This window comes from Lysobacter capsici (assembly GCF_018732085.1).
In the GTDB taxonomy this organism is placed as follows: domain Bacteria; phylum Pseudomonadota; class Gammaproteobacteria; order Xanthomonadales; family Xanthomonadaceae; genus Lysobacter; species Lysobacter capsici_A.
On the sequence record NZ_CP076103.1, the window covers coordinates 1,769,585 to 1,787,109 of the forward strand.

The 17,525-nt window shown below is 67.0% G+C and carries 19 protein-coding genes and 1 tRNA gene; 14 read left to right on the plus strand and 6 right to left on the minus strand.

All coding sequences use genetic code 11. The annotated features are described in order from the left end of the window. The first annotated feature begins 6 nt into the window (after positions 1-6). Together KME82_RS07185 and KME82_RS07190 are read left to right on the plus strand one after the other, a co-directional pair. Positions 7-642 carry a glutathione S-transferase N-terminal domain-containing protein gene (locus KME82_RS07185; RefSeq protein ID WP_036102142.1) on the plus strand — a complete coding sequence of 212 codons (636 nt, stop codon included), beginning with the start codon at positions 7-9 and terminating at the stop codon, positions 640-642. Between the two features lie 300 nt (positions 643-942). Beyond that, entirely contained in the window at positions 943-1,440 is a 498-nt protein-coding gene (locus tag KME82_RS07190; protein WP_215497917.1) for a ClpXP protease specificity-enhancing factor, read from the plus strand. A 279-nt stretch (positions 1,441-1,719) separates the two neighbouring features. Here the strand turns inward: KME82_RS07190 and KME82_RS07195 are convergent, their stop codons facing one another. The 3 genes from KME82_RS07195 to KME82_RS07205 are packed head-to-tail and all read right to left on the minus strand — an operon-like array spanning position 1,720 to position 3,229. After that, positions 1,720-2,043: a DUF3301 domain-containing protein gene (locus KME82_RS07195; RefSeq protein WP_215497918.1), complete on the minus strand. Its 324-nt coding sequence runs from the start codon at positions 2,041-2,043 to the stop codon at positions 1,720-1,722. A gap of 41 nt (positions 2,044-2,084) precedes the next feature. Next, positions 2,085-2,963, minus strand: coding sequence for a carboxylating nicotinate-nucleotide diphosphorylase (gene nadC, locus KME82_RS07200; protein ID WP_215497919.1), 879 nt, complete (start codon positions 2,961-2,963; stop codon positions 2,085-2,087). Next, positions 2,960-3,229, minus strand: coding sequence for a Trm112 family protein (locus KME82_RS07205; RefSeq protein WP_215497920.1), 270 nt, complete (start codon positions 3,227-3,229; stop codon positions 2,960-2,962). The genes nadC and KME82_RS07205 overlap by 4 nt, the downstream gene beginning before the upstream one ends. 64 nt (positions 3,230-3,293) lie before the next feature. Here KME82_RS07205 and purE point away from each other — a divergent pair, with 64 nt between their 5' ends. The 3 genes from purE to KME82_RS07220 are packed head-to-tail and all read left to right on the plus strand — an operon-like array spanning position 3,294 to position 5,544. Further along, positions 3,294-3,833, plus strand: a complete 540-nt coding sequence (gene purE, locus KME82_RS07210; protein ID WP_215497921.1) for a 5-(carboxyamino)imidazole ribonucleotide mutase — start codon at positions 3,294-3,296, stop codon at positions 3,831-3,833. Continuing rightward, on the plus strand, positions 3,830-4,969 hold the full coding sequence (locus KME82_RS07215) for a 5-(carboxyamino)imidazole ribonucleotide synthase (protein ID WP_215497922.1): 1,140 nt from the start codon (positions 3,830-3,832) through the stop codon (positions 4,967-4,969). The genes purE and KME82_RS07215 overlap by 4 nt, the downstream gene beginning before the upstream one ends. Beyond that, positions 4,966-5,544 (plus strand): hypothetical protein, encoded by a 579-nt coding sequence (locus KME82_RS07220; RefSeq protein WP_215497923.1) that lies wholly within the window; start codon positions 4,966-4,968, stop codon positions 5,542-5,544. The genes KME82_RS07215 and KME82_RS07220 overlap by 4 nt, the downstream gene beginning before the upstream one ends. Positions 5,545-5,602: 58 nt before the next feature. Here KME82_RS07220 and KME82_RS07225 read toward each other — a convergent pair whose 3' ends face one another. Both KME82_RS07225 and KME82_RS07230 read right to left on the minus strand, forming a co-directional pair. Then, the gene (locus KME82_RS07225; RefSeq protein WP_215497924.1) at positions 5,603-6,130 is read right to left on the minus strand and encodes a hypothetical protein; all 528 of its coding nucleotides are present in this window, start codon (positions 6,128-6,130) and stop codon (positions 5,603-5,605) included. Positions 6,131-6,472: 342 nt separating this feature from the next. Continuing rightward, positions 6,473-7,051 (minus strand): superoxide dismutase, encoded by a 579-nt coding sequence (locus tag KME82_RS07230; protein WP_036101893.1) that lies wholly within the window; start codon positions 7,049-7,051, stop codon positions 6,473-6,475. Positions 7,052-7,243: 192 nt separating this feature from the next. Here KME82_RS07230 and grxD point away from each other — a divergent pair, with 192 nt between their 5' ends. The 6 genes from grxD (at position 7,244) to KME82_RS07260 (ending at position 14,336) form a co-directional block, all read left to right on the plus strand. Next, positions 7,244-7,564: a Grx4 family monothiol glutaredoxin gene (gene grxD / locus KME82_RS07235; RefSeq protein ID WP_036101896.1), complete on the plus strand. Its 321-nt coding sequence runs from the start codon at positions 7,244-7,246 to the stop codon at positions 7,562-7,564. Next, the gene (locus KME82_RS07240) at positions 7,561-8,319 is read left to right on the plus strand and encodes an SDR family NAD(P)-dependent oxidoreductase (RefSeq protein ID WP_252255650.1); all 759 of its coding nucleotides are present in this window, start codon (positions 7,561-7,563) and stop codon (positions 8,317-8,319) included. The genes grxD and KME82_RS07240 overlap by 4 nt, the downstream gene beginning before the upstream one ends. A gap of 13 nt (positions 8,320-8,332) precedes the next feature. Next, complete coding sequence (locus KME82_RS07245; RefSeq protein ID WP_036101900.1) at positions 8,333-8,926, plus strand: MarC family protein; 594 nt, start codon at positions 8,333-8,335, stop codon at positions 8,924-8,926. Between the two features lie 477 nt (positions 8,927-9,403). Then, positions 9,404-12,586 carry a TonB-dependent receptor gene (locus KME82_RS07250; protein ID WP_215497925.1) on the plus strand — a complete coding sequence of 1,061 codons (3,183 nt, stop codon included), beginning with the start codon at positions 9,404-9,406 and terminating at the stop codon, positions 12,584-12,586. A 202-nt stretch (positions 12,587-12,788) separates the two neighbouring features. Continuing rightward, positions 12,789-14,171, plus strand: coding sequence for a nucleotide 5'-monophosphate nucleosidase PpnN (ppnN, locus tag KME82_RS07255; protein WP_046655992.1), 1,383 nt, complete (start codon positions 12,789-12,791; stop codon positions 14,169-14,171). Positions 14,172-14,259: 88 nt separating this feature from the next. Next, a tRNA-Asn gene (locus tag KME82_RS07260) sits at positions 14,260-14,336 on the plus strand. Positions 14,337-14,535: 199 nt separating this feature from the next. On the opposite strand, the gene KME82_RS07265 is transcribed toward KME82_RS07260, so the two are convergent. Beyond that, a complete protein-coding gene (locus KME82_RS07265; RefSeq protein ID WP_215497926.1) occupies positions 14,536-15,069 on the minus strand; it encodes a GspH/FimT family pseudopilin in 534 nt (177 codons plus the stop codon). 227 nt (positions 15,070-15,296) lie between these two features. Between KME82_RS07265 and KME82_RS07270 the strand changes: the two genes are divergently transcribed. Genes KME82_RS07270 through KME82_RS07280 form a run of 3 tightly spaced genes read left to right on the plus strand, consistent with a single transcriptional unit; the run spans position 15,297 to position 17,520 of the window. Beyond that, positions 15,297-15,815: a GspH/FimT family pseudopilin gene (locus KME82_RS07270; RefSeq protein ID WP_215497927.1), complete on the plus strand. Its 519-nt coding sequence runs from the start codon at positions 15,297-15,299 to the stop codon at positions 15,813-15,815. Next, complete coding sequence (gene pilV / locus KME82_RS07275; protein WP_252255651.1) at positions 15,812-16,297, plus strand: type IV pilus modification protein PilV; 486 nt, start codon at positions 15,812-15,814, stop codon at positions 16,295-16,297. The genes KME82_RS07270 and pilV overlap by 4 nt, the downstream gene beginning before the upstream one ends. Beyond that, positions 16,294-17,520, plus strand: a complete 1,227-nt coding sequence (locus KME82_RS07280) for a PilW family protein (RefSeq protein ID WP_215497928.1) — start codon at positions 16,294-16,296, stop codon at positions 17,518-17,520. Before pilV ends, KME82_RS07280 begins: the two co-directional genes overlap by 4 nt. Positions 17,521-17,525 lie beyond the last annotated feature (5 nt).

Here is a 17,525-nt window from a genome sequence, read left to right on the forward strand (position 1 = left end):
TCGATGATGGCGGCGAGCCCCCGTATGCGTAATGCACTGACTCTGTTTTCGTCCACCGATTGCGTGCTGTGTCATCGCGTCCGGCTGGTACTGGCGGCCAAGGGCGTCACCTACGACCTGATCCCGGTCGACCCGCAGAATCCGCCCGAAGACCTGGTCGACCTCAATCCCTATCACTCGGTGCCGACCCTGGTCGAGCGCGATCTGGTGCTGTACGCGGCCAGCGTGGTCTGCGAATACCTGGACGAGCGCTACCCGCATCCGCCGTTGATGCCGGTCGATCCGCTGTCGCGCGCGCGTTTGCGCCTGGCGATGCTGCGCCTCGAACACGACTGGGTGCCGCAGGTGCAGGCCATCCAGATGGGCAACAAGGCCCAGGCCGAGGCCGCGCGCAAGCGGCTCAAGGAACTGCTGACCGCGTCGGTGCCGCTGTTCAAGGCCAGCAAGTTCTTCCTGAATCCGGAAATGAGCCTGGCCGACTGCGCCATGGCGCCGATCATCTGGCGCCTGCCGTCGTTGGACGTGCCGCTGCCGAAGGACGGCAAGGCGATCGAGGACTACGGCAACCGGATCTTCCGCAACCCCGGTTTCACCCGCAGCCTGACCGAGCAGGAGCGCAAGCTGCGCGATTTGCCGGGGTGAAGCCGGGATTGGGGATTGGCGAAGCGAGTAGCGCGCAAGGCAAGACACAGCAGGCTCACGGCGGCGTCGTAGCGGCGAGTTCTTTTGTGGGAGGGCTTCAGCCCCGACGCTTTTCGTCCCGATCGCCGTGCAGTTCCGTCATCGCCTGAGCGAAGAGCGTCGGGGCTGAAGCCCCTCCCACAAAAGATCGCCGTGGGTCGACGGCGCTGCCGGTATTCACGGGCCTTGCAACGACGCGCGGCATCGCCCGAATCCAGGCGCGGCCGCCTGCCGGCCGGCGCTTTAGCTTAAAATGCGTCCATGACCGAAAGCAGCACGCCGATGACCAGCCACCGCCCCTACCTGTTGCGGGCACTGTACGAATGGATCGCCGACAACGGCATGACCCCGCACCTGCTGGTCGACGCCACGCGCCCGGCGGTGCAGGTGCCGGCGCATGCGGTCAAGGACGGCAAGATCGTCCTCAACGTCGCCGCGCGCGCGGTCTCGCACCTGGAAATGGGCAACGACCTGATCCGCTTCAGCGCCCGCTTCGGCGGCGTCAGCCATGCGGTCTCGGTGCCGGTGGGCGCGGTGCTGGCGATCTATGCGCGCGAAACCGGGCAGGGCATGGCCCTGCCGGAAGACAGCAGCCTGGACGAGTCGGGGCTGGACGAAGGGCAGGACGAAGCCGAGTCGGGTTCGCCGCCGGTGTTGAGCGCGGTGCCGAACGATCCGGCGCCCGAGGGCGACGACGACGGCCCGCAGCCGCCTTCGCCGTCGCCGCGTCGCGGCGGGCATCTGCGGATCGTGAAGTAGGCCGCGCGGTTTCCTTCCCTCGCTTATGGCGAATGACTGAAGGAAACGCGGAGCCGCAAAGGTGCTTCTGGGATCTTTCGCCACGACGGCGGGAGCGCGGCGTTGCGGCCGAGAGCCGGGCTGTCTTGCTTGATCGATTCCGCGCGCCCTCACCCCAGCGCTCTGCCGCAAGCGGGAGAGGGAGTGAGGTAGGAGGGAAATAAGCGAATCGTCCCGGCTTTCCCTTCTCCCGCTTTGCGGGAGAAGGTGCCCGAAGGGCGGATGAGGGCAAGCGAGCGCCTAGTGCAACTGCGACGGCGCCCGCGCGATCGGTCCACTGAACGCGATCAGCCGATCCCCACGCAACACCAGCCGGCCGACATGCCGGTCTTCGCCGTCGATCGAATAGTCGAAGCGGAACGTGCGCTCGAACCCGAGCCAGCCGCTCTCGCGCCGGATCACCTTCAGCCCGATCGCATGCACGCTCTGATCGAGCCACTGCACCCCGGCGGCGCGGCAGGCGTCGCGGCCGACCGCTTCGGCGCGCTCGGCGGCGGCGCGGCCCGCGCTCCAGAACGAGAACGCGGCGGCGCCGAATATCATCAGGAAGATCAGGCTGGGCATGGCGAATGTCTGGCGGCGGCGAGGGGCAAAGCCAAGGGGCTTCAGCCCGGCGGTGGACCGAGTTTCAACGAAAGATCGATCGCCCGCACATGTTTGGTCAGGCCGCCGATCGAAATGCAGTCGACCCCGTCTTCGGCGATGGCGCGCAGCCCGGCCAGGTCCACGCCGCCGGAGACTTCCAGCGGAATCCGACCGTCGAACGGCGCGGCGCGCGCGATCCGCACCGCCTCGCGCCGGGTCGGCGCATCGAAGTCGTCGATCAGGATGCGATCGCAGCCCTCGGTCAATGCTTCGCGTAGCTGATCCAGCGATTCGACTTCGACGATCAGCGGCAGCTGCGGATGCTTCGCGCGCGCGCCGCGGATCGCCGCGGTCAGCGAGCCGGCCGCGCGCACGTGGTTTTCCTTGAGCATCACCGCGTCATACAAGCCGATGCGATGGTTGACCCCGCCGCCGACCCGGACCGCGTACTTCTGCGCCAGGCGCAGGCCGGGCAGGGTCTTGCGGGTGTCGAGGATGCGGGTGCCGGTGCCTTCCACGGCCGCGACATGGGCCGCGGTGGTCGTGGCGGTGCCCGACAGGGTCTGCAGGAAATTCAGCGAGGCGCGTTCGGCGCTGACCAGGGCGCGCGAGCGCCCCTGCAGGGTCGCCAGCACCGTGCCCTTGGCGACCCGGTCGCCTTCCTCGACCCGCCAGTCGATCCGCACGTTCGGATCGAGCGCGCGATGGCAGGCGTCGAACCACGGCCGCCCGCACACCACCGCGTCTTCCTTGCACAACAGGTAGGCGATGTCGGGCGAATCGGGCAGCAGGTCGGCGGTGACGTCGCCGCCGCCGAGGTCTTCGGCCAGCGCGTCGGCCACGTCGGCCTCGATTTCGGCCGAAGGCGGCGGGGTCAGGTCGCGGGCGGGGGCGCTCATGCGCTCGGGAAGTCGCTGACTTGGGCGGTGGCGATGGCGTTTTCCGAATCCAGCAGCGGGATGCCGTCGTCGACGATGTAGACGATCTTGCGGTCGCGGGTGACCAGCGCTTCGCGCAGCGCCTCGGATTGGGCCTCGCCGCTGCCGCGGACCAGGCCGCCGGCCGCGATCGCGGCGTTGAGCGCCTGCAGACCGCGGCTTTCCAGCGGGAACAGCGGTTGGCGGGTGGTGGGGCAGACGAGCAGGTCGAGCAGTTTGCGATCCATACGGTGCGGTGCCGGTACGACGGGACAGGGCGTTAGAATACGTCTTTGCGCCAAGGCACGCCCCATGTCCCCAGCCCAGTCTTCCGCTTCTTCGTCAGACGCTTCGTCCAACGCGCCGCCGCCGCTGGTCGGCATCGTCATGGGCTCGCGCTCGGACTGGGACACCATGCAGCACGCCGCGGCCAAGCTCGAGGCGCTGGGCGTGCCGCACGAAGTGCGGGTGGTTTCGGCGCATCGCACCCCGGACGTGTTGTTCGAATACGCCGATACGGCGGCCGCGCGCGGCCTGCGCGCGATCATCGCCGGCGCCGGCGGCGCGGCGCATCTGCCGGGCATGCTCGCGGCCAAGACCGCGGTGCCGGTGCTCGGCGTGCCGGTGCAGTCCAAGGCGCTCAACGGCATGGACTCGCTGCTGTCGATCGTGCAGATGCCGGCCGGCATCCCGGTCGCGACCTTCGCCATCGGCAATGCCGGCGCGGCCAACGCGGCCTTGTTCGCCGCGGCGCTGCTGGCGCCGGAACACCCCGCGATCGGCGCGGCGCTGAGCGCGTTCCGCGCGCGCCAGACCGACGACGTGCTCGCCCACGACGACCCGCGCCAATGACCACCGTCGGCATTCTCGGAGGCGGGCAGCTGGCCCGCATGCTCGCGCTGTCCGGCGCGCCGCTGGGCTTGCGTTTCCTGGTGCTCGACAGCGCGCAAGACGCCTGCGCCGGCCAGTTCGCGCCGATGGTGGTCGGCGATTACACCGATCAGGCCGCGCTCGACCAGTTCGCCTCGAACATCGACGTGGCCACCTTCGATTTCGAAAACGTGCCGGCCGAATCCGCGCACTGGCTGGCCGAACGCCGGCCGGTGTTCCCGAGCCCGCGCGCGCTGGCGGTGGCGCAGGACCGGCTGGCCGAGAAGACCCTGTTCCTCGACCTGGGCATCCCGGTGCCGGATTTCTCCGCGATCGGCACGCGCGAGTCGCTCGACGCCGCGCTGCTCAAGATCGGCACGCCGTGCATCCTCAAGACCCGTCGCCTGGGTTACGACGGCAAGGGCCAGTTCCGGATCAAGACCCCGGCCGACGCCGACGCGGCCTGGGCCGCGTTGGGCCCGCAGGCCGACAAGGTCGGGCTGATCCTGGAAGGTTTCGTCGCGTTCGAACGCGAACTGTCGGTGGTCGCCGTGCGCGGCCGCGACGGCGAATTCCGCGCCTGGCCGATCACCGAGAACTGGCATGTCGACGGCGTGCTGTCGGCGAGCCTGGCCCCGGCGCGCGTCGACGACGCGCTCAGCGCGACCGCGATCGGCTACGCGAGCAAACTCGCCGAAGCGCTGGACTACGTCGGCGTGTTCGCGCTGGAACTGTTTTGCCGCGACGGCGTGCTGCTGGCCAACGAACTCGCGCCGCGCGTGCACAACTCCGGCCACTGGACGATCGAAGGCAGCGAGACTTCGCAGTTCCAGAACCACTTGCGCGCCGTGCTCGGCCTGCCGCTGGGCGACACCCGCGTGCTCGGTCAGGCCTGCATGCTCAACTGGATCGGCGCGATGCCCGAGGCGAACGCGGTGCTGAGCGAGGCCGGCGGGCATTGGCACGATTACGGCAAGCAGCCGCGCGAAGGGCGCAAGGTCGGGCATGCGACCGTGCGCGCGGACTCGACGGTGGAACTCGCCCAGGCGCTGCAACGCGTTGGCGATTCGCTCGATCGCCGGGAACAGGTCGCGCCGGTCATCGCACGGCTGGGATGACGGCCGCGGGTTGGTTTCACCGTCCGCCGCGCAGGCCGTGGTGGCTGGCGAAATACGGGGCGGCGTTGTTCGCGACCCTGCTGATCGGCGGCATCGGCGTGTTGTTCGTGTACGACACGCCGATGAACGCCGGTTACCACGAGGCGTTGGCTTGGCTGTGGGCGCCGTGTCTGCTCGTCGTGGCGGCGTTCACCGCCCGCTACTGGGCGTGGTTGCGCTCGAGCCGGCCGGGTTGGAGAGGCCCGCTGCTGGCCGTGGTCATGTGGCCGATGTTGATGCTGGCATCGGCGCCGTATCTGCTGCTGATCAATTCGTTCGCCGACCATGGCTGGGCGGTCTATCGCGGGCCGGTGATCGACAAACACATCACCGGCGGGCGTTCGCGCGCGTCGGTCGTGACGGTTCGCGATACCGGCGGACGCGGCGAACTGTCGGTCGCGCTGGCGCCGGCGGATTACGAGCGCGCCCGCATCGGCCAGATCATGCAGTGCCGTTATCGCATCGGCATGTTGCGGATCGGGTTTCGCTGGCGCCGCGCCGATTCCGGCCCGGCCTGCGAAAGGGTGGAGTCGTGAGCGCCTGACCGAGACGTGGGACCGGAGCGGTGGATCGCCAGGCTTGCGTCGTCGAGCCTCAAAAACGGGTCTGATCGACCGTCGCTTGCGGCTGTGATGCCTGCGCTGAGGCGAGCTTGCGCATCTGCCGCATCAAGCCGATCAGATACACCAGCGAATACACGATCAGCACCGCGGCCATCCCCAGGGTCAGCGCGCTGGGCGTTTGCGCGGCGGCGATGCCGTCGTGGGTCCAGCGCCAGGCGAGGCGGCCGAGCAGCAGCACGGTCAGCGCGCCGCCGATCCAGGGATTGGGCGTGTAGACGCGGCGTCCGTCGCGCAAGGCGACATGGGTGTGCTTGAGCGCGAGCAGGCCGATCCCGACGCCGAGCACGGCGCCGACGGCCATCGCCGGCGCAAGCTGCGGTTGCACCGCCGCCAGGACGGTCAGCATGCAGGCGACCAGCGCCAGGATCCCGAGCCGGATGCCGCTGCGCACCGGTCGCCAGGGCTGTACGCCGAAGGTGCGGCGGATGCGACGGTAGACCATCAGCGCCGACAGCGCCGGGACCCAGTACGGAGCGGTGGAAGCGAATGCGGAGGCCATGAGCGAGGTTAGAGCTGCCAAAAGTGCGAGCGAGCTTGAGCGCGGCGGGCCAAGGCCGCAAGTGCGTTCCTGCATTATCCCGCGGCCCGATCGCTCACGCCTCTTCGATGGAAGCGCCCCCGAATGCTCACGCATCTTCGATCGCCCCCTGTAGGAGCGGCGCGAGCCGCGACCGCGGGGCTGCCGGTTGCGTCGCAGGCCGGAGGCGGGCGTCGTTATCGAGGGTTCGCGGTCGCGGCTTGCGCCGCTCCTACAGGGAGCCCATGTGGCCGAGTGGGGCCGCCCAAAACAAAAACGGCCGGGTTGCCCCGGCCGTTTCGGTGTTGCAATGACGCGGGCCGTTTACTTCAGGTTCGCAGCCACGAAATCCCAGTTGACCAGATTCCAGAACGCCTCGACGTACTTCGGACGGGCGTTGCGGTAGTCGATGTAATAAGCGTGTTCCCACACGTCGCAGGTCAGCAGCGCGGTGTCTTCGCCGGTCAGCGGGGTGGCCGCGTTCGGGGTGCTGACCAGGGCCAGCGAGCCGTCCGGGCGCTGCACCAGCCAGCCCCAGCCCGAGCCGAAGGTGCCCACCGCGGTCTTGGTGAACTCTTCCTTGAACTTGGCGAAGTCGCCGAAGGCCTTGTTGATCAGCTCGGCCAGCTTGCCGGTCGGCTCGCCGCCGCCCTTGGGCGACAGGCAGTTCCAGTAGAAGGTGTGGTTCCAGATCTGCGCGGCGTTGTTGAACATGCCGCCCTGCGACTTCTTGATGATCTCTTCCAGCGACAGCGAGGCGAACTCGGTGCCTTCGATCATCTTGTTGAGATTGTCGACGTAGGCCTTGTGGTGCTTGCCGTAGTGGTAGTCGATAGTCTCGCCGGAGATGGTGGGTTCGAGCGCAGTGCGGTCGTAGGGCAGGGCAGGCAATTCGATGGCCATTGGCGGGCTCCTAGATTCGAGAGGGGGCTGGCTAGCGGAGGGGCGCCGCGGCCGCTGTTCCGCCGCCGGGACGATGGAGTTCCGGGGCCGACGCGTCGGCGACGCCATGAAGGCTTACAATTCATATTCTATCCCCACGTTTCGTTGCCTGACCGTCAAGGCCGGCAACAAACCTCGTCAGGAGCAATACCCATGTCCGTTATGGAACGGATCCAGGCCGAAGTCGAAGCCCATCCGATCGTCCTTTTCATGAAGGGCACCGCGCAGTTCCCGATGTGCGGCTTTTCCAGCCGCGCTGTGCAGGCGCTCAAGTCCGCTGGCGCGACCAAGCTGCACACGGTCAACGTGCTCGAAGACGCCGAAGTGCGCGCCAATCTGCCGCGTTACTCCAATTGGCCGACCTTCCCGCAGTTGTTCATCCACGGCGAGCTGATCGGCGGTTGCGACATCACCCTGGAGTTGTTCGAGTCCGGCGAACTGGCGCGCATGATCAGCGAGACCCAGACGCAGTGAGTTCGACCGCCGCCAACGCCGCGGGCGACGAGCGCGCGCCGCAGACCCTGGCCGGGCGGGTGGTGCTGGTCACCGGCGCCAACGGCGGGCTGGGCTCGGCCGCGGCCGGCGCCTGCGCGGATGCGGGCGCGACGGTGGTGCTGCTCGGCCGCAAGCTGCCCAAGTTGAACAAGGTCTACGACGCGGTGGCCAAGCGCGGCCCGGAGCCGCTGCTGTACCCGCTCGACCTGGAAGGCGCGCAGCCCGACGACTACGCCGAAATGGTCGCGCGCATCGACAGCGAACTGGGCCGGCTCGACGGCGTGCTGCACTGCGCCGCCGACTTTCCCGGCCTGACGCCGCTGGCGCAGACCGACCCGGCCGCGTTCGCGCGCGCCGTCCACGTCAACCTGACCGCGCCGTGGTGGCTGTCGCAGGCCTGCCTGCCGTTGCTGGCGAAGGCGCCCGATGCGGCGCTGGTGTTCGCGCTGGACGACCCGCAACGGGTCGGTCAAGCGTACTGGGGCGGCTATGGCGCCGCCCAGCATGGGCTTGCCGCGCTGGTCGGCATGCTGCACGCCGAACTGGCCAATTCCAGCATCCGCGTGGCCGGACTGCGGCCGGGCCCGATGCGCACCCCGCTGCGCGCGCGCGCCTACGTGGAAGACAGCGACCGCGCCGCGCGCGACCCGTCCGCGTACGCGCTGGCCTGCGTGAGCCTGTTGTCGGCCGACGGCGCGGTGCATCGCGGCCAGGTCTGGTCGCCGGTTCCGTGATGGCTGCGCCGCCATGACCATCGCCTCGGCGGCGCTGCTGCTGTTCATCATTCTCGATCCGCTCGGGAACATCCCGGTGTTCCTGAGCCTGCTGCGCGGGCTGCCGCCCAAGCGCCAGCGCATCGTGCTCGCGCGCGAGCTATTGATTGCGCTGGGCGTGCTGATGTTGTTCCTGTGGGGCGGCAAGTACGCCCTGGAGCTGATGCACCTGCGCCAGGAGTCGGTCTCGATCGCCGGCGGCATCGTGCTGTTCCTGATCGGCATCCGCATGATCTTCCCGCCGCCGGAAGGCCTGATGGGCGAGATCCCGGACGGCGAGCCGTTCATCGTGCCGATGGCGATCCCGCTGGTCGCCGGCCCCTCGGGCATGGCCGCGGTGATGCTGATGGGCAGCAACGACCCCGCGCGCCTGGGCGACTGGAGCCTGGCGCTGATGATCGCCTGGGGCGCGACCGCGGCGATCCTGTTCTCGGCGACCTTGTTGTACAAGCTGCTCGGCCGCCGCGCGCTGATCGCGATCGAGCGGCTGATGGGCATGCTGCTGGTGGCGATTTCGGTGCAGATGATCCTGGACGGGTTCGCGGCGTTCTTGCCGGGGCCGCCGTAAGGCGGCGGCCCGGGAATCGGGAATGGGGAGTCGGGAATCGTAAGAGCAACAGCCGAAGGCCCGCCGCAAGGTGGGCCTTGTTTTATTTGCCAAGCCGAAGGCTCAGGCTTTCATACGATTCCCGATTCCCGATTCCCGATTCCCGATTCCCGATTCCCGATTCCCGATTCCCGATTCCCGATTCCCGGGCGGCGCCCCATACGCCCCGGCACATAACCAGGCACCCCGAGGGCGCCGCCTTATACAACTTTGCCGTGCGTGCCGGTTCAGTTGTGGCCGCCATCACCGTGTGACAAGGCTTGATGCCGGTCACGTCTCTGTCACACAGCGTCCCTAGCCTGTTAAACTGCTGTTAACCCGGCGGGCCACTGGTCGCGCGGGTAGGGGCTAGCCAATCCAAATCTTCGTGCAAGGCCGCGGCGCAAAGCTGCGCCTGCCGATAATCCGCCACGCATTTCACGTCCTGAGGCCACCGTAATGACCCATCCGAACCGCGTCCGCATGTCCAAGCTCACGCTTGGTCTGCTCGCCGTACTCGCCACCGCTCCTGTCTTCGCGCAGTCCACCTCCGCCGGCATCGCCGGCCGCGTCGTCGGCGCCGATGGCCAGCCGGTCGCGAACGCCGAAGTGACGATCACCCACACCGAGTCGGGCACGGTCAGCCGCGCCAGCACCGGTGCCGACGGCCGCTACAACGCGCGCGGTCTGCGCGTCGGTGGTCCGTACACCGTCGTGATCAATAAGGAAGGCGCAGGCACCGCGAGTCAGGACGGCGTGTACCTGAACCTGGACAAGGTCAACGAAGTCGACGTCTCGCTCAACAACCAGGTCACCACCCTGGGCGCGGTGCAGGCCGTCGCGTCGGTCGGCTCGGAAGTGTTCTCGTCCAACAAGATGGGCGCCGGCTCGATCGTGACCCGCGAGCAGTTGGAGTCGATGCCGACGATCAACCGCAACCTGCAGGACTTCGTCCGCCTCGACCCGCGCGTGGTCCAGACCGACAAGGCCCGCAACGAGATCTCGGTCGGCGGCCAGAACCCGCGCTACAACGTGATCCGCGTCGACGGCATCAGCACCAACGACTCCTTCGGCCTGGGCGGCAACGGCCTGCCGACCCCGAAGCAGCCGTTCTCGATGGACGTGATCGACGAAGTCTCGATCGACGTCGCCAACTACGACGTCACCATCTCCGGCGGCACCGGCGGCGTGATCAACGCGGTCACCAAGTCGGGCACCAACGATTTCCACGGTTCGCTGTACGGCGTGTACCGCGACAACGACTGGTCGGGCAAGAACTCCGCCGACGTGCGTCCGCAGCTGTTCGACAACGAAAGCACCTACGGCGCCACCTTCGGCGGCCCGCTGGTCAAGGACAAGCTGTTCTTCTTCGTGAACTACGAGAAGTACACCGGCAAGGAGGTGTTCACCGGCAACTCCAGCTTCGGTCCTCCGGGCTCGGGCGCCAACAACATCGTCAACATCAGCCAGAACGACATCAACCAGATCATCGACATCTCCAAGAACGTTTGGGGCTTTGATCCGGGCACGCTGGCGCTGCCGTCGCTCGACACCAAGAGCGAGGAATACGGCATCAAGCTGGACTGGAACATCAACGACCAGCACCGCGCCAACTTCCGCTACGCGCAGAGCAAGCAGAGCACCGCGTTCCTGCAGGGCTTCGGCACCAGCTCGCTGGCGCTGAGCTCGTACCACTACGTCCAGGACTTCGAGTTCAAGACCTACACCGGTCAGTTGTTCAGCGACTGGACCGACAACTTCTCCACCGAAGCCAAGGTCTCGTACCGCGATTACTCGGCCGTCCGCAACCCGCAGTTCGACCTGCCGGCGATCGGCGTGCGCGTGGGCAACAACACCCTGAACTTCGGTACTGAAGAAAACACCCAGGCCAACATCCTCGAGACCAAGACCTGGAACGGCTTCTTCGCCGGCAACCTGTTCCTGGGCGATCACACCGTCAAGTTCGGCGCCGACTACGAGTCCAACGAGGTCTACAACCTGTTCGGCCGTCGTATCAACGGCGTCTACACCTTCAACTCGATCGCCGATTACCGCGCCGGCCGTTCCAGCCGTTACCAGCTGTTCTACCCGGCCGGCGGCAACCTGGACAACATGGCGGCGGGCTTCACCCAGAAGAACGTGGGCGTGTTCCTGCAGGACACCTGGGCGGTCAATGACAAGTTGAGCCTGACCTTCGGTCTGCGCTACGACCGCGCCATCGTCGATGAAGACCCGGTTTACAACCCGACCGCGTCCAACGCGTTCGGCGTCCGCAACGACAACACGATCGACGGCACCGACCTGCTGGCGCCGCGCTTCGGCTTCAACTACACCTTCGACAGCGAGCGTCCGACCCAGTTGCGCGGCGGCGTCGGCCTGTTCCGCGGCAGCAGCCCGACGGTGTGGCTGGCCAACCCGTATTCGAACAACGGCACGTCCTACACCGACTACGTGTTCAACAGCGGCATCACCCGCTTCAGCCCGAATCCCGACAACCAGCTCGCCCAATTCACCCCGGGCACCGGCGCGACCCAGTCGATCGATTTCATCGAGAAGGACCTGCAGCTTCCGTCGGTGTGGAAGGCCAACCTGGCGTTCGATACCGAGTTGCCGTGGTACGGCATGGTTGCCGCGGTCGAGGGCGTGGTCACCCAGGTCAACGACGCGATCTACTACCAGCAGCTCAACCTCGGCGCGGTGCAGAGGGTCGGTCAGGATGGCCGCTCCATTTACTGGGGTCCCAACGGCCAGCGTGGTTCCGCGTGGAATCAGCAGGGCACGCTGAGCGGCACCAACGACGCGCGCTTCCGTCGCGACGGCCGCTACAACGATGCCATCATCGCGCGTAGCACCAGCAAGGGCGGCAGCGAGCAGATGACCCTGTCGCTGAGCAAGCCGTTCAACAACAGCGACTGGTCCTGGAATCTGGCCTACACCTACACCCACGCCACCGAAGTCAGCCCGCTGACCAGCTCGACCTCGAGCTCGAACCTCGGCAACGTCGGCGTGTTCCAGGCCAACGAAGAAGTCAGCGCGCGCTCCAGCTACGAGATCCGCGACCGTTTCACCGCCGCGGTGAACTGGAAGCACGCCTTCTTCGGCGACAACAACACCAGCGTGTCGCTGTTCTACGAAGGCCGCTCGGGCCGTCCGTACAGCTATGCGTTCGACAACGACGCCAATGGCGACGGCCGTCTGAACGACCTGCTGTACATCCCGAAGGGTCCGGGCGACGTCAAGTTCGGCAGCGCCGCCGAAGAAGCTGCGTTCTGGGCTTACTTCAACAGCAACGCCTACCTGCAGAGCCATGCCGGCCAGGTCGCCCAGCGCAACGCCGTGCGCGGCAAGTGGGTCAACCAGTTCGACGTGCATATCTCGCAGGAACTGCCGGGCTTCATGGAAGGCCACAAGGCCGAGCTGTCGCTGGACATCCTCAACATCGGCAACATGATCAACAAGGACTGGGGGCAGATCGAAGAAACCCCGTTCCCGGGCATGCGCGGCGTGGTTGAGTACGGCGGTATCGATCCGGGCACCGGCAAGTACATCTATCGCTTCAACACCCCGGATGCCGAGCAGATCTACGACGAAAAGGGCATCTCGCGCTGGGCGGCTCAGCTGAGCTTCCACTACCGCTTCTGATTTTGCGCTATCGTTGAAAACGAGAAACGGCCGGGGGCAACCCCGGCCGTTTTTCTTTTTACGGGGCCATGGGTTTCGCGGCCGGACAGGGTGGGGCGGCACGGCCGCGGACCGGTCCGGCGGGCGCCAGGGCCGCCGCAGTCGCATAGCAAACTGCTAGAGTCCTTCCCACTAATCGATGAAGAAAACAGAGAAAAACGCAATGACCGCACCTTCCATTCCGGCCGTCCTGCCGACGGTCAACGCCCGCATCTACCCCAAGGGCGGGCTCGACGTTCTGTCCCGCGACGAGGTCGCGCGCCTGCGCGACGCGTCCACCGGCATGCACGACCTGCTGCGTCGCTGCGCCCTGGCGGTGCTGACCAGCGGCAGCGCCTCCGACGACCCGCGCGCGGCGCGTGAGCTGTATCCCGATTTCGATATCGAAGTGCATCAGCAAGACCGCGGCATGCGCATCGACCTGGTCAAGGCGCCGGCGATGGCCTTCGTCGACGGCGACATCATCCGCGGCGTCGCCGAACTGCTGTTCGCGGTGGTCCGCGACCTGGCCTATACCGCGATCGAACTGGGCAAGGGCGGCGGCCGCGATCTCGACAGCAGCGACGGCCTGACCGACTCGGTGTTCGGACTGCTGCGCAACGCGCGCATCCTGCATCCGGCCGACCCGAACCTGGTGGTGTGCTGGGGCGGCCACTCGATCTCGCGCGACGAATACATCTACACCAAGCAGGTCGGCTACGAGCTGGGCCTGCGCGGGCTGGACATCTGCACCGGCTGCGGCCCGGGCGCGATGAAGGGCCCGATGAAGGGCGCGACCATCGCCCACGCCAAGCAGCGCAAGCGCAACATGCGCTACATCGGCATCACCGAGCCGGGCATCATCGCCGCCGAATCGCCGAACCCGATCGTCAACCACCTGGTGATCATGCCGGACATCGAGAAGCGCCTGGAGGCCTTCGTCCGCATGGGCCACGGCATCATCGTGTTCCCCGGCGGCGTCGGCACCGCCGAGGAGATCTTGTACCTGCTCGGCATCCTGCTGCGCGAAGAGAACGCCGGCCTGCCGTTCCCGCTGATCCTGACCGGCCCGACCGCGTCGGCGCCGTATTTCGAGCAGATCGACAAGTTCATCCGCCTGACCCTGGGCGACGCGGCGACCTCGCGCTACGAGATCATCGTCGGCGACCCCGAGCAGGTCGCCAAGCGCATGAGCCACGGCATCCGCAAGGTGCGCGAGTACCGCATCGAGCAGAAGGATTCGTTCTTCTTCAACTGGTCGATCGACATCCCGCTGACCTTCCAGCGCCCGTTCGTCCCGACCCACGAGGCGATGGCCGCGCTGGACCTGCACCACGGCCGCAAGCCGCACGAACTGGCCGCCGACCTGCGCCGCGCGTTCTCGGGCATCGTCGCCGGCAACGTCAAGGAAGACGGCATGCGTCGGATCGAGGAATTCGGCCCGTTCGAGATCCACGGCGACCCGGACATGATGCAGTCGCTGGACGAACTGCTGCGCGCCTTCGTCGAGCAGCGCCGGATGAAGATCGCCGGCGAATACCGCCCGTGCTACCGCGTGGTGACCTGAGCCGCGGCCGCTGAAAAGCCGGGGTTTTTCACTTTTTTGCACAAGAGTGTTGACGTCGGCCGACTCAGTAAGCATCATATGCAGCCCCGCCCGAATAGCTCAGCCGGTTAGAGCACTTGACTGTTAATCAGGGGGTCGTTGGTTCGAGTCCAACTTCGGGCGCCAAATACGAGAAAGGCCGCGAGCAATCGCGGCCTTTTTTATTGGCCGCGACGCTTGTCGATTGCTTGCGTCCTTGCCGCGGCGCTCGCGGCGGCGACCGCTTCGAGCCGCTGGCGCGCAGTGCGCTGGACACGCCAAATCCGACTCCCGCCGATCGTTCGCGAGCGATTTCCGCCCGGCCCGAGCCTGCGGCCCGGCGGCATCATTCGAGCTGGCAATCCTGCGCCGCGCGCAGGCTCGCGGAGCGCTCACTGATCCGGCCGTCGTCGGTCAACGCCAGGGCGACCGCCTCCTGCGGGCAGCGCAGGTCGCACAAGGTGAAGCCGACCGCCGAGTCCGGCCGGCCGTCATGAGGCCGGAACCGGATCCGGGTCTGGCGGCGGGCGCTGCACAGGCGCAGGCCGTCGTGCAGGGGCGGGGACTTGTACAGCAGTTCGTCGCCCTCGTCGAAGCGGGCGTTGCCGTTGCGATCGGCGAAGCCCAGCCAGCCATGGCTCCAGTCGTTGCCGTCTTCGCAATATAAGCCATCGCCGGAAGGGCACAGCCAGACCGTGCTCGCGTGCTCGGCGGCATAGCGGCTGGCCTGCTCGACGCTGCTGACCAGGCCGCTGCGCACCGCGGCGACGCGGGAGGTGCCCGCCAGCGCGCCGAAAACGGAGCTGGCGACCAGCGTCAACAAGCCGGTGCAGACTATTGCGAAGACGAACTCGAGCAGGGCGAAGCCTTTGATTCGCATGGCCATTCCTTGGCAATTGCGGGGTTTTCAGGATCGCCGGCGCAGACTGTGATCGAAAGCAGGCGCCGCCGCAGTCTTGGGTAGGGGCTCAGGCGTGACGGGTGTCGGACTATTCCTAGGCACAAAACCTTTGACCAACTCCGCCCGACCGCTCGTCGGTGTGGCACCTTTTCTAGGTAATTCCGACTGTTAGCATCCAGACCGTCCTCTGGGGAAGAGAAGCGCTCATGGCTCTGCGTCGGTCCGCCGGCTTCACACTGATCGAACTGCTGGTGACGATCGCGATTGCCGCGATCCTGCTCGCCCTGGCACTTCCTACCTTCACCGAGTCCATCCGCGCCAACCGCGTTTCCACGGCGACCAACCAGATGCTGGCGACGCTAAACTTCGCCCGCTCCGAAGCGGTGCGCAGCAAGAGCAGCGCGCGGATCTGCCCGAACAACAACGGAACCGGCTGCGGCAGCAACTGGAACGCCGGGCTGTTGATCTGGACCGACGAGAACGGCGACGGCGCGTTGACCGCGAACGAGATCAAGCGGGTGATCGACCCGCAGGACAGCATCGATTTCACCGCGCCGACCGGCGTGACCCAGATCAGTTTCGACGAGCGCGGCCGCACCCTGGACCGGGCCACGTATTCCTTCGCGCTGCAGGCGCATGAGTGCAAGCCCGGCGTGTTCAACCGGCGCTCGTTCGCGATCAACCGGATCGGCCGGGTCGCGGTGACCAAGGAGACTTGCCAGTGAATGCCTGGGCCGTGCGGCGGCGCGCGCCGCGAACCTCCGGCCGGATGCGCGGCTTGAGCCTGATCGAAGTGCTGGTGGCCGTGCTCGTGCTCGGCCTGGGCCTGCTCGGCCTGGCCATGTTGCAGGCGACCAATCTGCGCCTGGCGCAGAGTTCGAACCAGCGCACGATCGCGACCAATCTGTCGAGCGACCTGCTCGACGACATTCGTTCCAACCGCTTGCTCGCGGCGCAGTACACCGGCACCTACAACGCTTCGTCGGTCGCGGCGAATACCTCGTGCGCGATGTTGAACACGGTCACCCCGGATCAGCGCAAGACGGCGTTCACCTGCCGCATGCGCGAGGCATTGGGTGAAACCGGGGTGGCGACGGTGCTGGTGCGCGCCGACAAGACGGTCAACATCAGAATCCGATGGGGCGATGCCCAACGCTGGGATCCGACCAAGCCAGTCACCGAGTTCCAAATGGACAGCGCGCTATGAACCGTCGTCTGCAAGCAGGCTTGTCCTTGATCGAGCTCATGGTGGCGTTGCTGCTGAGCACCGTGCTGGTGCTGGGGTTGATCGAAATCTTCTCGGCCTCGCGCGCCTCGTACCTGATGGCGCAGGGCCTGTCGCGCGCGCAGGAAAGTTCGCGTTTCGCGATCGATTCGCTGCAGCGCGACGTGCGCATGAGCGGCCACTTCGGTTGCGTGTCCGATCAGGCGCACTTCTACGCCGGCAACGGCGCATTCGGCGAACTGTTCCTGTCCAACCGCGCCGACTTCACCACCATCCCGGCCGCGCGCGAGGCCCTGCGTTTCGATTATTCGATCCGCGGCTACGAAGCGCGCGCCACCGCGCCCAACGACAGCGTGACCATCAGCGCCACGCCGACCACGGGTGCCGCGGCCGACTGGGTGCCTGCGTTGCCTGATGCGTTCCTGACCGGGACCCAGCGTCTGCAACCCGCGCCGATTCGCGGCAGCGACATCCTGATGCTGCGGTTCCTGTCGCCGGAAAGCGCCGAGGTCACCGGCTTTGCGACCGGCAATCCCGCCACCATCTCGGTCAACGCCGCGCAGTGGCCGGTGTTGACCGCCGCCATGCCCACGCCGGGCATATTCGGCATCGCCGACTGCCGTTCGGTGGTGATGTTCCAGGCCAGCGCGGTCACGGTCGGGTCGGGCACGGTGCAGATCACCGCGCGCAACACCGGCGTCAATCAGATCGCGTTCGACGGTTCCGATACCTTCGCTTCGGGCCAGGCGCGCCTGTACCGCGCCGAAAGCTTCGTCTACTACATCGCGCTCAACCCGGCGGGCGAACCCTCGCTGTACCGCGCGCGATTCAACGTGCCGCCCGGTTCGGCCGGCGTCGTGCTCGACACCGGTCTGGCCGAGGAAGTGGTCGAAGGCGTGGAGAACATGCAGTTGTTGTTCGCCCAGGACATCGTCACCAACCCGGCGCAGCCGCCCACCGGCGTGATCAACGGCATCCGCACCGCGGCCGGTTTGTTGCCCGACAGCAACAGCCAAGCCGGCTGGCAGCGCGTCGGCGGCGTCCAGGTGGGTTTGCTGGTGCGCGGCAACGACCGCGCGGCGGCGGACCAGAAGACCGCGCCGACCCGCTCGCTGGGAACCCAGCTGCAACTGCCCGCGGACGGACGCTATCGCAGCGTCTACGAAACCAATATCGCCCTGCGTAACCGGCTGTACGGAAATTGAGGCCC